This window comes from Kitasatospora sp. NPDC056446, from assembly GCF_042796115.1.
Classification (GTDB): Bacteria; Actinomycetota; Actinomycetes; order Streptomycetales; family Streptomycetaceae; genus Kitasatospora.
This window is the reverse complement of the sequence record NZ_JBHTRF010000014.1, coordinates 76,015-89,550: the sequence shown is the minus strand read 5'-3', so window position 1 is coordinate 89,550 and position 13,536 is coordinate 76,015. Positions and strand designations below refer to the sequence as shown.

Genomic DNA, 13,536 nt, shown 5'->3' with positions numbered 1-13,536 from the left:
GGTAGTTTCGGCTCCGCGCCGGCCCGTCCGCCCGGGCCCCGTCGTCCCGGGCCCCGTCGTCCCGGGCCGCGTCCTCCCGGCTCACGTCGTCCCGGGCCGCGTCGTCCCGGCCTCCGGCCTTCAGGCGCCGCCCACCGGCACGGGCACACCCGCACCGACCGGCCGCTCGGCGGTCAGCGCCCGGACCAGGTTGAGCACGGTGAAGCGGCGCCGCAGCCCGTCGGCGGTCTCCCGGAGCAGCCCGTGGACCAGCAGGCCGTGCACGGCCCGGGTGGTCTCGGCGTACCCGGACGCCTCCGGGTCCGGGCCCGCCGCCTCGGCCACCGTCCACGGCTCGGTCCGCCCGCCCATCCGCTCCAGCACCCGCCGGCCGGCCTCCGGCAGCACGGCCAGGCTCCGCCCCAGGTGGCGCCGGGCGTCCGCGTGCTGGCCCGACCCGCTCGGGGAGGAGGCCAGCACCAGCGGGCTGTGCGTGGCCAGGGCCAGCAGGTCCGCCGGGCCCTCGGTCAGGAACCACTCGGCCGCGTGCCCCAGCGCGCTGGGCACCCCGTCGAGCCGGCGGCAGATCGCCGCCACGGCCGGCGCGGTCGCCTCGTCCAGCCGGAACCCGGGGTGGAAGCGGTGGACGTGCGAGACCAGCAGCCGGACGGACTCGATCCGGGCCAGCTCGGCGGCCCCGACGGCCGGGTCCCCCGGCACCGGCATCGGCCCCAGCGGCACGACCTGCTCGCCCGCCGTCCGCAGCGGCGTCCGCGCGGTGACCACCACCCGCAGCCGGGGGCAGCGCTGGAGCAGCCCCGCCAATTCGGCGGCGTGGTCGCCGTCCGCGTCCAGCCCGTCGATCACCAGCAGGAGCCGGCAGTCCCCGATGAGCGGGCCGAGCGCGGCCAGCGCCCGCCTCGGGTCGCCCGCCGCCTCGGGCAGCAGCATGCCGACCGGCAGGTCCGCCAGCCGGCCGTAGCCCGCGCCCGGGTCCAGCAGGCACTGCCAGGGCAGCCACAGCACCGGCCACCCGCACCCGGCGTGGACCGCCCCGGCGAGTTCGAGCGCCAGCCGGGTCTTGCCGATCCCGCCCAACCCGACGATGCTCAGCGAGCGGTGGCCGTCCACCGTCAGCATCCGCATCAGCGCGTCGAGTTCGGCGATCCGGCCGATCATCGGAGCGGTCGGCGCGGGCGGGGCCACCGACTCGCCGATGCCCTGCCGGCTCCCGGGCGCCGGTGCGTACGCCGCCGACTCCAGCTCGGCCCGGCGCGAGTCGTTCAGCCGCAGCACCTCGCTCAGCAGCCTGACCGTCTCCTGCCGGGGGCGCTGCGCCTTCCCCAGTTCGAGGTTGCGCACCGCGCGCACGCTCAGCGTCGCCAGGTCGGCCAGCTGGCGCTGGGTCAGGCCGCGCCGGTTCCGGTGGGCCCTGAGGAGTTCGCCGAAGTGAGTCCCGTCCATGTTGCTCTCCCCACGCTGATTCCCGCCCGGGCGGGTCTGCCCTGCCGCCCGGCGCCGGGCCGCCGCCGTCCGGCCCGTCCGGCCGAGTCCGGTCCGACGACCGCTGGGGAGACCTTCTCGGCCGGGGATCCACGGCGGATCTCCGGCCGATCTGCGCCCGGCCCCACCGCAGGTCAGCGGCCGTGGAGCGGCGCTGCCGGGCAGGGGCCGGCTCCGCCCGATGACGGTCCGGCCGCCGGGCCCCACGACCCGACCCCACGCCCCGACCCCTCGACCGGGCTTCGCGGCCCGGGCCCCGCCGTCAGCCGGCCAGCGGTGCGGGCAGCGGACGGCAGTGCAGGATGTCCAGCCGCGAGACCGCCCGGGTGAGCACCACGTACAGCCGGTGCAGGCCGCGCGGCTCCGCCGCCACGATCGCGGCCGGCTCCAGCACCACCACGTGGTCGTACTCAAGGCCCTTGACCAGCGAGGCGGGCAGCACCGTCACCCGGGCCGCGCTGCCGACCTGCTCGGCCGAGGCCGTCTCGATCCCGGCCGCCCGCAGGGCCTCGCCCGCCTCCGCCACGGTGCCGTCCGCCGCGATCACCGCGATCGACCCCTCCTGCTCCAGCGCGGCCCGCACCGCCGCCACCGCCGCGCCGCCCAGACCGGCCGCACCGCCCGGGCCCGTCCCGTCGACCCTGCGCACCGTCAGCTCGCCGTCCCGCCGCAGCGAGACGGCCGGCGGCACGTCCACGTCCAGGGCATCGAGTACCCGGTTGGCGAGCTCCGTCACGGCGGCCGGGACCCGGAAGCCGGTGGTCAGCGGCACCACGACGGCCTGCGGCTTGCCCAGGTGGGCGAGCTGTTCGGGCCAGCTGCGGGCGGCCCAGGGCGCCGTCGCCTGGGCGAGGTCGCCGAGGACGGTGAGCGAGCCGAAGGCGCTGCGGCGGGCGATCGCCCGGCACTGCATCGGCGAGAGGTCCTGGGCCTCGTCCACGACGACGTGGCCGAAGCCGGCCGGGTGCTCGATCAGTCCCGCCACCTCGTCCAGGAGCATCAGGTCGTGCTCGGACCACTTGGCGCTCTTCTCCGAGCGCGGCGGCCGGCGCCAGAGGATCGCCGCCTGCTCCTCGGGGCCGAGCACCCCGTCGGCGGCCTCGGCGAGGACGGCGGGGTCACCGAGCAGTGCGGCGACCACGGCCGCCGGCCGCAGATCGGGCCAGGCCGCGTCCAGGAAGGCGGACACCGGCTTGCAGCGGCCGGTCCTCCGCTGCCAGGCGGCGGGCAGCACGCCGACCCGGCGCTCGGCCTGGTCCTGCAGCATGGCCACCACCCGGGTACGGACGCTCTCCCGGCCGATCGCGTACGGCGGCGCCTGGTCGCGCAGCTCGGCGACCATCCGGTCGAGTCGCTCCGGCGGCACCCGCCACCGGTAGGAGCCGTCGGGGACGACCAGCGGCTCCGAGCCCCCCGCCCGGATCCGCCCGTACAGGGCCCGGCGCAGCACGGTCGCCATCCGCGCGTCCTGCTTGACCGCGGCGGCCCGCTCGTCGTCCGTCCCGGTCACGGCCCAGGCGGCGGCCGGCCCGCCGGCACCCGGACGGGTGGGAGCCGACCGTGAGGGCGCCGACCGGGCGGCGACCAGGTCCTCGACGGTGCACTGGGTGACGTCGATCTCGCCGAGGGCGGGGAGGACCTCGGCGATGTAGCGCAGGAAGGTCCGGTTGGGGCCGATGACCAGCAGGCCGCCGCGCCGGATCCGCTGCGGGAAGCTGTAGAGCAGGTACGCGGCCCGGTGCAGGCCGACGGCGGTCTTGCCGCTGCCGGGCGCGCCCTGCACACAGACGGACTCGGCCAGTCCGCCCCGCACCAGTACGTCCTGTTCGGGCTGGATGGTGGCGACGATGTCCCGCATCGGGCCGGTGCGGGGCCGCTCGATCTCGGCCGCGAGGAGGCCACCCGCCGCGCCGCGCCCGGCGCTGTCCCCGGCACGGCCCGCAGCGCTCTCCGCGCCGTCCGCCCCGGACGAGGCCGCGCCGTCGAGCGGCTCGTCCTCCAGCCCGGTCAGCTCCTCCGGCGCGCCGAGGCTCCACGGCGCCCAGCCGAACCTGCGGCGCCGGGCGAGCCCGAGCGGGGCCTGGGCGCTCGCCTGGTAGAAGGCCCGGGAGACCGGGGCCCGCCAGTCGACCACCAGCGGCGGCACGGTCGGGTCCTCGGAGATCCGCCGGCGGCCCACGTAGTAGCGCTGCCGACGGTGGTCTCCGGCCTCCGGGACGTCGGCGAAGTCGAGGCGGCCGAAGAACGACGGGCTCTCGGGCAGTTCCGCCATCCGCTTGGCACGTGTCCGCAGGTACCGGCCGAGCGCCTCCGCGCTGGCACCGTCGCCGGAGACGTCCTCCCCGGCGACGACCTGGTGGCTCGCGTCCTCGACCTGCCGGGCCGTCGCCGCCCGGCAGAGCGTGACGTAGGCCCGCTCCCGCTCCAGCTCGCCGTCGAGGGCGCGCGGTTCCGGCTCAGCGCCCGTCGGCCGGTCTTCCGGGGTCATCGTGCACGTCCCTTCCTCGCAGCGGACTCGCCTGCCGCTCGGAATCCAGCATAACTGAACTGAGTAAAGCTTCTTACTCAGTCATGGATTCCTTGACGGAGGCCCACCCGGACCCGAGGGGCGCGCCGATCGGCTCAGGACACCAGGGGCGCCTCCTCCAGCTCGGTCAGCGTCACCGTGCAGAGTCCGCCGCGCTCGGCCCGGACGTCCGTGACCTGCAACTGCGTGCCCGGCAGCAGGATGAACTCCTCCTCGCCGGTGAACGCCGAGAACTTCCGGATCCCCGCAGCGCGGACGGGGCGCACCTCGAAGAGCGTCCGCTTGCCCCGGCTGCCGAGGAACGCCTTCGCCACCCCGAGCTCGGACGTGCAGGAGGACACGCCCCACCACGTCACCGTCCTCCCGAGCGGGTACTGCCGACGCAGGTCGAGCGAGACCCCGCGCCAGAGCGGCGCGGTGCGCGCGGGCAGCCGCGAGACCGCCGCGAACAGCAGCCGCAGGTACGGCAGGTAGGGCACCAGCCGGCCGCGGTCCGGTGAGCGCAGGACGGCGTTGATCTCCCGGTAGAACGCCGACTCGCAGGTGTAGAGGTAGAGCGCGGCGACCTCGTCCGCCGACAGGCCGCCGGCCCCCTCGTCCGCCCTCCGCTTGCCGAAGTCGTGCGACAGCGCGACGTGCCGGTCCAACCCGCGCAGCACTTCGGCGACCGAGGCCGCCGCCTCCCGGAAGCCCATCAGCGGGGTGTCGAACACACCGGTGATCGCGGGCAGGACGAGGCCCTCGTCCTTCACGCTCGCGAGGCGGTCCAGGTAGAGCTGGTGCAGCTCCATGGTGGAGGCGATGAAGGCGCCCATCCGCTCGGCGACCCCGTCGTCGGCCCCGCCGCCGTCGGCCGCCCCCGCGTTCCAGCCCGCGCTGGGCAGCCAGTCGACCTCGTCGGCGCCGAGCGAGGCCAGCGCGGCGTTCACCGTCCCGAAGTGCTCGCCGTCGCAGAAGATGTCGCCCTGGGCCGCCGGGTTGGCGTGGTCGAGGTGCCGGACCTCGACCTCCGGGTACTTCTTCTGCAGCCGCAGCACGACGTTCTTGAGGCTGCGCGCGTGCGCACCCCACCACGCGAACACCACGTAGCGGTCCTCCTCGGCGGCCTGCTGCTTGGCCCGGAGGATCTCCTCGACGATCCGCTCGGCGACCGGCCGCCAGAACGCGGTGTGCTGGTCCGGCCGCGTCGCGCCGTCACTGCCGGCCGTCAGCGCCGCGTTCAGCAGCAGCACGCCCTGGGTGAGCATCGCCTGGAACCACTCCGGCGGCTGGACCGTCTGCCGCTGCTCCAGCAGTGCCCGTATGTCGGCGATCGGCGTCTTCTTGGGGATGCCGTACTTCCACATCGCCGCCGCCTTGATGATGCAGCGAATGCTGACCACCCGGCCGAACTTGCTGTCCTTCCAGTCGTGGAAGGTGTTGTCGAACATCGCGATGCCGGTCGCGCTCTCCGACCGCGGGTACGGGTTCTGGCCGAAGACCACGACCTTCCACTTGTGCGGCGCGTGCGGCTTGAGCGCCTGGAAGGTCAGCTCCCGGACGGGGACGACGTCCGGGCCCCGGGCGGGGCCGATGAACGAGGCCGCGCCCGGCTGCGCCTCGATGACCGGCTTCAGCAGCGGGAGCCACGGCTCGCCGCCGCCCGCGAAGAGCTCCGCGAGGGCGAGCGGGTCGTTCGGGTCGTTCGCGTCGGGCTGGGTGGCGGGGGTGTCGACAGCGCTCATGGTGGTGCCCTAAGGAGGTGAGGCGGCCCGGCGGCCGGGACCGTGCGAATGGCAGACGACAGGCAGGTGATGATCGGCAGGTGACGATCCGTCAGGCTCCCTGGCGGACACCACAGTCCTACCAGCCGGGTCCGACAATCCGGCCCGCCCCGGCAGCCGGACACCGGCGACGGACGGATTGTCAGAGGTGCCCGCTAGCGTCGTCCACATCAGCAGGAACCGCACCGACCGACAGGAGCTCCAGATGGCCACGGACCGCGCGCAGTCGCCGCTCAAGGTGGTGTTGACCGACCTCGACGCGACGGTGGTCGAGTCCTGGCGGGCGGCCTTCGCCGACACCCCCGGCATCGAGATCCGGAACGCCTCGATCCTCGCCACCAAGGCCGACGCCTGGGTCAGCCCCACCAACTCCCTCGGCCTGATGAACGGCGGGACGGACGCGGCGATCAAGCGGCACCTGGGCGCCGGGATCCAGCTACGGGTGCAGAAGGCGATCCGCGACCGTCATAACGGCCCGCTCCCGGTCGGCAGCGCGGTGTGCGTCCCGTCCGGCGCCGTCAACCCCCGGTTCCTGATAGCGGCCCCGACGATGGAGAGCTCCTCGGAGAACGTGAGCGAGACGCTGAACGTGGCACTGGCCTGCGCCGCCGCCTTCCAGGCCGTCCACCGGCAGAACCGGCTGGAGCCGGGCTCCATCCGGTCGGTCGCCCTGGTCGGCATGGGCGCCCGGACGGGCCGGGTGCCGGCCCGGGTCTGCGCCAACCTCATGTGGACGGGCCACACCCTCTTCAACGACCACCACTTCGAGGACGACGACGACCTGCGCGCCACCATCCTCGCCCAGCTGGACGACATCGAGCGGGCGCCCGCCACCGAGCGGGTCCGCGTCACGCCTCCCGCCCGCAGGAGCTCGCCGACCCGCAGGGCCTGACGCCGGGCGACCCCCACCGGCCCCGGGCAGCCCCCGTCAGCCCCCGCCGAGCGCGAGCCGGATCCAGCGCTCGGCCTCACCGCTCGCCGCCGTCACGTCGAACGCCTCCGGGGCGGCGGCGGCCAGCACCACCAGGCCCTTGACCAGGCCCACGAACACCAGGGCGAAGGCCTGCGGATCCACGCCGGGGCGCAGTTCGCCGTCGGCCAGCCCCTGGGCGACCACATCGGCCGCCCAGTTGCGGGTACGGGCATCCAACTCGGCTACCGCAGCTGTGAGTTCGGAGGATCCGGCGAGCGCCTCGGCGCCCAGCACGACGAAGGCCCGGCCCAGGTCGGTCGGGGTGCGCACACCCTCCAGGCAGCCGCGCGCGAACCCGCAGAGTTCGTCCGCCGCCCCCGCACCGCTGCGCTCGGGTGCCGCCGCCGCCCTCGCCTCGGCCAGCGCCTCGTCCTGGATCCGGGCCAGCAGCGCGGCCTTGGAGCCGAAGTAGTGGGTGGCCAGGCCGCGACTGAAGCCGGCCTCCTCCCCCACCCCGGCGAGCGTGACCCCGGTGCTGCCGCGCTCGGCGATCAGCCGGGCGGCGGCGGCGATCAGCGCCGACTCCGCGCGGGCGCGCCGCTCGGCCTGGGTGCGGCGGGCCGGCGCGTCCTGGACCTGCGGGCGGCCGGTGTCATCGTGCGTGGACATAGCACCATGCTAGGGTGAAACTTGCTTGTTGGATAACAAGCAAGTTAGGAGCGGCGGGCACTCCCCCGGGTCCGCCGCCCCCGCCAGAAGGGAAGTCCCGATGACCGCCACGATGCTCGCCGGCCGGCTCGACGTCTCGAAGCGCTCCTTCGCCGTGGAGGAGGTCCCCGTCCCGGTGCCCGGTCCGGGCGAGGTGCTGATCAAGGTCGAGGCCGCCGGTGTCTGCCTCTCGGACGTCCACCTGATCGAGGGCATGCTCAAGCCGCTCTACCTCAAGGGCGACAAGGTCACCCTGGGCCACGAGGTCGCCGGCACCGTTCACACGCTCGGCGAGGGCGTGACCGCCTCCTCCGTCGGCGACCGGGTCCTGCTGCAGGCCGGCGAGTCCCGCGGCGGCGTCGTGCACACCCGCGGCGTGGACTACGACGGCGGCTGGGCCGAGTACGCGCTCGCCACCGCCGGCACCCTGGTCCCGATACCGGACGACCTCCCGTTCGAGCAGGCCTGCTTCATCCCCGACGCGGTCTCCACCCCGTGGGCCGCCATCACCGCCACCGGCGCCGTCCGCCCGGCCGAGGCCGTCGGCGTCTGGGGCGTCGGCGGGCTCGGTGCCCACGGCGTGCAGTTGCTGCGCGCGATCGGAGCCTTCCCGATCGTCGCCGTCGACCCGCTGCCCGCCGCCCGGGAGCGCGCCCTGGCCTTCGGGGCCGACGCCGCCCTCGACCCGGCCGACGCCCGGTTCGCCGAACTGCTGCGCGAGGCCACCGGCGGCCGCCCGCTGTCCGCCGCCTTCGACTTCGCCGGGGTCGCCCCGGTGCGCGAACAGGCCATGGCCTCGCTCGGCGAGCACGGCCGGCTGGTGCTGGTCGGCCTCACCGACAAGCCGCTGACCGTCACCAACGGCACCCTGGTCAGCTACCTGCGCCAGCAGATCCGCGGCCACTACGGCTCCGACGGACAGGACGTGGTCGACCTGGTCAACCTGGTCCGCGGCGGCCGACTGGACTTCTCCCGCTCGGTGAGCGGCACGTTCCCGCTCGCCGAGGCCGCCCGCGCGGTCGAGGCGCTGGAGCGCAAGGAGGGCGACCCGATCCGTCTCGTACTGAAGCCCTGACAAACCTACCCAAGCCACTCGGGGCGGGTGTTGAATGGCCCTTTCTGCAAATTTCAGCCACCGGCCGCACCCCGGAAAGAAGGCCTCCATGCACCCGCCCCGCGACATCGCCTGGCACGAGGGCAGCTGGCTCAACCAACCCGAGCGGGCGCGGACCGACGGCACCGACCTCCTGGTCACCGCCCGCGGCCGCAGCGACTTCTGGCGTACCACCAGCTACGGCTTCGTCCGCGACGACGGGCACGCGCTGCTCACCGGCTTCCCGCCGGGCAGCGCGACGGAGGTCACCTTCGTCGCCGACTTCGCCGCCCTCTACGACCAGGCCGGCCTGCTGGTCCGGGTCGACCCCCAGACGTGGATCAAGGCCGGTGTGGAAGTGAGCGACGGCCTCCCGCACCTGGGCGCGGTCGTCACCCACGGCGTCTCGGACTGGTCGCTCGCCCCCGTGCCCGAGTGGCACGGCAGACGGGTCACCGTGAGAGCCAGCCGCACCGGGGACGCCGTGACGGTCCGGGCCCGCTGCGAGGACGGCCCCTGGCGCCTGGTCCGGCTGGCCCCGCTGCCCCCGGCGGCACCGGCGGCGGCCGGACCGTTCTGCGCCTCCCCCGAGCGGGACGGCCTCCAGGTCCGCTTCACCCGCTTCGCCCAGGGCCCGGCCGACGTGGCCCTGCACCTGGCGCACTGACCGCCGCCCGCGCCCGCGTCGCCCGCCCGCGCCCGCCGCCACCACGGGCACACCGCCCGACGGCGGCGGGAGCGGCGGCGCCCTACTCCACCTCCGAGACCTGCGGCACCGGCAGGCCGCCCGCCGGGCCGGCCGCCGTCGAACCCCCGGTACAGCACGGCCCGGAACACCGAGAACAGACCCATCGCCACCGCCCACGCCCCCCGACGGACCGTCAACTCGGTGCCCGCTAAGCAGAAATGGCATGCACGCCACTAGCCAACCGTCCAGTAGCACCCCTACCGTCGACTCCCCGTGGCTTCGACGGAGGAGTCCGCCTTGCGCCTACGCCCCCTCCCCCTCCGATTCCCGGCCGCCGCGCTCGCGTCGGCCCTGCTCGTCACCGCCGCCCTGACCACCACCCCCACCGCTGCCGCCGCACCCACCGCACCGACCACGAGCACCGCCGTGGCCGGGGACTACTGCGGCGGCCACTGCGCCGACATCCTGCCGCCCGGCGAGAACGGCAACGCCACCCTCGCCGACATCCTGCTCAACCGGATGTTCGGCACCCGCCCCGCCCACACGGACGACCAGCTGGGCCCCTACGCCGGCCTCGCCGCCGGCTACCCCGGCCTCACCGAGGCCAAGCTGCGCGACTTCTTCAACGACGCCTCCTTCGGCGTCCCCGCCGACCAGGTCGCGAGCACCGCCAGCCCGCGCCCGGACGTCACCATCGTGCGTGACAAGGCCACCGGCGTCCCGCACATCACCGGCACCACCCGCTACGGCACCGAGTTCGGCGCGGGCTACGCCGCCGCCCAGGACCGGCTCTGGGTGATGGACCTCTTCCGGCACGTCGGCCGCGGCCAGTTGTCCGGCTTCGCGGGCGGCGCCGCCGCCAACCGCCAGTTGGAGCAGAGCTTCTGGCAGGCCGCCCCGTACACCGAGGCCGAACTCCAGCAGCAGATCGACGCCATCGCGGCCCGCGGCGGCCGGGCCACCCAGGCCCTCGCCGACGCCACCGCCTACCTGGACGGCATCAACCAGTACGCCAAGGAGTCCTACAACGCCCGTACCTTCCCCGGCGAGTACGACCTGACCGGGCACATCGACCCGATCACCAACGCCGGCTCGATCGAGCCGTTCAAGCTGACCGACCTGGTCGCCCTCGCCTCCGTGGTCGGCGCCCTGTTCGGCTCCGGCGGCGGCAACGAACTCGCCTCCGCCCAGGTCAAGTCGGCCGCCGAGGCCCGGTACGGCAAGGACGCCGGGGACGCGCTCTGGTCGTCGCTGCGCGAGGCCGACGACCCCGAGGCCGTCCAGACCCTGCACGACGGACAGAGCTTCCCGTACGCGACCGTTCCCGACCGGCCGCAGGGCGAGGCGCTGCCCGACCCCGGTTCGGTGGTGCCCGAGCGGATGATCTACGACGCCACCGGCTCCGGCGGCACGGCGACCGCGACGGCACCCACCACGGCGGCCACGAAGAGCGCCCCGCAGCCGCCCGGAGTCCTCCCCGGCAACCTGCTCACCGCCAAGCACGGCATGTCCAACGCCCTGCTGGTCTCCGGTGCGCACACCGACGACGGCCACCCGGTCGCCGTGTTCGGCCCGCAGACCGGCTACTTCGCCCCGCAGCTGCTGATGCTGGAGGAGATCCAGGGCCCGGGCATCAGCGCCCGCGGCGCAGCGTTCGCCGGCCTGAGCTTCTACGTGCAGCTGGGCCGCGGCCAGGACTACGCCTGGAGCGCCACCTCCGCCGGGCAGGACATCACCGACAGCTACGCCGTCCCGCTCTGCACCACGGACGGATCGCCGGTCACCACGGCGGCCGGCTCCTACCTGTGGCACGGCCAGTGCCTGCCGTTCGACCGCCTGGAGCGCAAGAACGCCTGGAGCCCCACCACCGCCGACTCCACCGCGGCCGGCTCCTACACCCTGGTGATGTACCGCTCCAAGTACGGCCTGGTCAACGCCCGCGGCACGGTCGGCGGCGCGCCCGTCGCCTTCACCTCGCTGCGCTCCACCTACCGCCACGAGGCCGACTCGATCATCGGCTTCCAGGAGCTCAACGACCCCGGCGCGGTGCACGACGCGGCGAGCTTCCAGCGGGCCGCGCAGGACATCAACTACACCTTCAACTGGTTCTACGCCGACTCCCGCGACATCGCCTACTACAACTCGGGCAGCAACCCGGTGCGGGCCCCGGGTGTCGACGCCGGACTGCCCGTCCGCGCCGAACCCGCCTACGAGTGGGCCGACTTCGACCCCGCCGCCAACACCGCCCGGTACACCCCGCCGGCCGAGCACCCGCAGTCCGTGGACCAGGACTACTACATCTCCTGGAACAACAAGCAGGCGAACGGCTACACCTCGGCCGGTTTCGGCAACGGTTCGGTGCACCGCGCCGATCTGCTCGACGACCGGGTCAAGGCACTGCTGCGCGACGGCGGCAAGGTCAGCCGGGTCTCACTCACCCAGGCCATGGAGAGCGCCGCGCTCGCCGACCTGCGGGCGGAGGACGTGCTGCCCGACCTGGTCCGGGTGCTGCGCGGCGCGCCGGTCACCGACCAGGCCACCCTCACCGCGCTCCAGCAACTGGAGGCCTGGCTCGCGAACGGCGCCCAGCGGAAGGAGACCTCGCCGGGCAGCCACAGCTACGCGGACGCGACCGCGATCCGGGTGATGGACGCCTGGTGGCCGCTGGTCGGAGAGGGCGTGATGCGGCCGGGGCTCGGCGACGGGCTGTTCGCCGCGCTGACGGGTGCCCTGCAGATCAACGAGTCGCCCTCCGGTGGGCAGAGCGGCCCCGGCGGCGGCCCGGTGAGCGCCAACGAGGGCATCCCGCACAAGGGTTCGGCCTTCCAGTACGGCTGGTGGAGCTACCTGGACAAGGACCTGCGCGCCGTCCTGGGCGATCCGGTCAAGGGCCCGCTGGCCCGTCCGTTCTGCGGTGGGGGTGATCTCACGGCCTGCCGCGCCGTCCTGCTGGACACCCTCAAGCGGGCCGCCGCCCAGACCCCCGCCCAGGTCTACCCGGGTGACGCGGACTGCTCGGCCGGCGACCAGTGGTGCGCCGACTCCATCATCCAGCGCCCGCTGGGCGGCGTCACCGACGCCAAGACCACCTGGCAGAACCGTCCGACCTACCAGCAGGTGGTGCAGTTCCCGGCCCACCGCTGAGTCCGCGCTGCCGGGCACCCCACCAGCGGGTGCCCGGCAACCGGTCCACGTCCGGCCGGCCGGCCCCCGCCCCGGTCGGTTACCCCCGGTCACCCCGGCGCACGATCACTCGACACCGGGCCGTGCCCGTCCGCCCACCCGCCTGGTGACCTTCTCCGCGTCCTCCCGCAGGTAGCGGGCCTGGTCCACCAGCCGGGTGCCCACCCGGTGGTACACCGTGCCGCTGTCGATCGTGGTCATCCGGTCGGAGGCAGCCGCGGCCAGCTCCACGATGGCCTCCACCAGCCCGGCCAGCGAGCCCAGCAGTGCCGCCTCCTCCTCCGCCGGGACCCGGTCCCGGCCGCTCTCCCGGGCCTTCGGCAACGCGTTCTCCCGCAGCTGCCGCCGCGCCTCGTCGACCGCCTCGACCATCGCCCGCACCCCACTGTCCATTCCGGCTCCCTGATCCTTCCCGTCCCCCGTCCTCCCGAGGTTCCCCACTCGGCGCGGGCCCAACCCGACGGGCGACGGCCCCCGACTGCACCTAACGTGGGCCGGGGCCCGCCCCAACCCGCACCGGGCCGGGTCCGACGCCCGCCCCGGGCCGTGTCCGCCCCCGCACCAGGAGGAATGCCGACCATGACCGCCACCCTCTCCGAGCTCACCGGCGACTACGTCCTCGATCCCGCCCACACCAGGATCGGCTTCGTCGCCCGCCACGCCATGGTGACCAAGGTCCGCGGCGCCTTCCACGCCTTCGAGGGCTCCGCCCACCTCGACGGCGCGGACCCGACCCGCTCGACCGGCCGGGTGGTGATCAGGACCGAGAGCATCGACACCGGCGTCGAGCAGCGTGACCAGCACCTGCGTGCCAACGACTTCCTGGACGTGCCGAACTTCCCGGAGATCACCTTCCGCAGCACCTCGATCGAGGCCCGCTCCGACACCGACTACCGGGTCACCGGCGACCTCACCGTCAAGGACACCACCCGCCCGGTCACCATCGACTTCGAGTACACCGGCAACGTGGTCGACCCCTACGGCAACCTGCGGGTGGGCCTGGAGGGTTCGGTGACCATCAGCCGCAAGGACTTCGGCGTCACCTGGAACGCGGCGCTGGAGGGCGGCGGCGTCCTGGTCGGCGACAAGGTGGTCCTGGAGTTCGACATCTCCGCGATCCGCCAGGACGGCGCGAAGCAGTAGTCCCGCCACGCCCCCCGCCACACCCCTCGCCACGCC

General features: G+C 74.5%; 10 protein-coding genes. 5 read left to right on the top strand and 5 right to left on the bottom strand.

Features of this window, described 5'->3' with window-relative positions; all coding sequences use genetic code 11:
• Positions 1-120: 120 nt before the first annotated feature.
• The 3 genes from ACFQ6N_RS11700 to ACFQ6N_RS11690 form a co-directional block, all read right to left on the bottom strand.
• Positions 121-1,443 (bottom strand): helix-turn-helix domain-containing protein, encoded by a 1,323-nt coding sequence (locus ACFQ6N_RS11700; protein WP_380648609.1) that lies wholly within the window; start codon positions 1,441-1,443, stop codon positions 121-123.
• Positions 1,444-1,744: 301 nt separating this feature from the next.
• A complete protein-coding gene (locus ACFQ6N_RS11695) occupies positions 1,745-3,970 on the bottom strand; it encodes a HelD family protein (RefSeq protein WP_380648608.1) in 2,226 nt (741 codons plus the stop codon).
• Between the two features lie 134 nt (positions 3,971-4,104).
• A complete protein-coding gene (locus ACFQ6N_RS11690; protein WP_380648607.1) occupies positions 4,105-5,733 on the bottom strand; it encodes an ADP-ribosyltransferase domain-containing protein in 1,629 nt (542 codons plus the stop codon).
• A 244-nt stretch (positions 5,734-5,977) separates the two neighbouring features.
• On the opposite strand from ACFQ6N_RS11690, the gene ACFQ6N_RS11685 reads away from it, so the two are divergent.
• Positions 5,978-6,664 carry a macro domain-containing protein gene (locus tag ACFQ6N_RS11685; RefSeq protein ID WP_380648606.1) on the top strand — a complete coding sequence of 229 codons (687 nt, stop codon included), beginning with the start codon at positions 5,978-5,980 and terminating at the stop codon, positions 6,662-6,664.
• A 36-nt stretch (positions 6,665-6,700) separates the two neighbouring features.
• On the opposite strand, the gene ACFQ6N_RS11680 is transcribed toward ACFQ6N_RS11685, so the two are convergent.
• The gene (locus tag ACFQ6N_RS11680) at positions 6,701-7,354 is read right to left on the bottom strand and encodes a TetR/AcrR family transcriptional regulator (RefSeq protein WP_380648605.1); all 654 of its coding nucleotides are present in this window, start codon (positions 7,352-7,354) and stop codon (positions 6,701-6,703) included.
• A 100-nt stretch (positions 7,355-7,454) separates the two neighbouring features.
• Here ACFQ6N_RS11680 and ACFQ6N_RS11675 point away from each other — a divergent pair, with 100 nt between their 5' ends.
• The 3 genes from ACFQ6N_RS11675 (at position 7,455) to ACFQ6N_RS11665 (ending at position 12,318) form a co-directional block, all read left to right on the top strand.
• A complete protein-coding gene (locus ACFQ6N_RS11675; protein WP_380648604.1) occupies positions 7,455-8,468 on the top strand; it encodes a zinc-binding dehydrogenase in 1,014 nt (337 codons plus the stop codon).
• A gap of 88 nt (positions 8,469-8,556) precedes the next feature.
• A complete protein-coding gene (locus ACFQ6N_RS11670) occupies positions 8,557-9,153 on the top strand; it encodes a DUF1349 domain-containing protein (RefSeq protein ID WP_380648603.1) in 597 nt (198 codons plus the stop codon).
• Between the two features lie 318 nt (positions 9,154-9,471).
• Positions 9,472-12,318 carry a penicillin acylase family protein gene (locus tag ACFQ6N_RS11665; RefSeq protein WP_380648602.1) on the top strand — a complete coding sequence of 949 codons (2,847 nt, stop codon included), beginning with the start codon at positions 9,472-9,474 and terminating at the stop codon, positions 12,316-12,318.
• 105 nt (positions 12,319-12,423) lie between these two features.
• Here the strand turns inward: ACFQ6N_RS11665 and ACFQ6N_RS11660 are convergent, their stop codons facing one another.
• Positions 12,424-12,750: a hypothetical protein gene (locus tag ACFQ6N_RS11660; protein ID WP_380648601.1), complete on the bottom strand. Its 327-nt coding sequence runs from the start codon at positions 12,748-12,750 to the stop codon at positions 12,424-12,426.
• A gap of 186 nt (positions 12,751-12,936) precedes the next feature.
• Here ACFQ6N_RS11660 and ACFQ6N_RS11655 point away from each other — a divergent pair, with 186 nt between their 5' ends.
• Positions 12,937-13,500: a YceI family protein gene (locus ACFQ6N_RS11655; RefSeq protein WP_380648600.1), complete on the top strand. Its 564-nt coding sequence runs from the start codon at positions 12,937-12,939 to the stop codon at positions 13,498-13,500.
• Positions 13,501-13,536 lie beyond the last annotated feature (36 nt).

Coding starts and splice junctions, on each gene's coding strand:
- ACFQ6N_RS11695 (WP_380648608.1), bottom strand. CDS start 3,970: ATGACCCCGGAAGACCGGCCGACGGGCGCTGAGCCGGAACCGCGCGCC.
- ACFQ6N_RS11700 (WP_380648609.1), bottom strand. CDS start 1,443: ATGGACGGGACTCACTTCGGCGAACTCCTCAGGGCCCACCGGAACCGG.
- ACFQ6N_RS11680 (WP_380648605.1), bottom strand. CDS start 7,354: ATGTCCACGCACGATGACACCGGCCGCCCGCAGGTCCAGGACGCGCCG.
- ACFQ6N_RS11670 (WP_380648603.1), top strand. CDS start 8,557: ATGCACCCGCCCCGCGACATCGCCTGGCACGAGGGCAGCTGGCTCAAC.
- ACFQ6N_RS11690 (WP_380648607.1), bottom strand. CDS start 5,733: ATGAGCGCTGTCGACACCCCCGCCACCCAGCCCGACGCGAACGACCCG.
- ACFQ6N_RS11655 (WP_380648600.1), top strand. CDS start 12,937: ATGACCGCCACCCTCTCCGAGCTCACCGGCGACTACGTCCTCGATCCC.
- ACFQ6N_RS11685 (WP_380648606.1), top strand. CDS start 5,978: ATGGCCACGGACCGCGCGCAGTCGCCGCTCAAGGTGGTGTTGACCGAC.
- ACFQ6N_RS11660 (WP_380648601.1), bottom strand. CDS start 12,750: ATGGACAGTGGGGTGCGGGCGATGGTCGAGGCGGTCGACGAGGCGCGG.
- ACFQ6N_RS11675 (WP_380648604.1), top strand. CDS start 7,455: ATGACCGCCACGATGCTCGCCGGCCGGCTCGACGTCTCGAAGCGCTCC.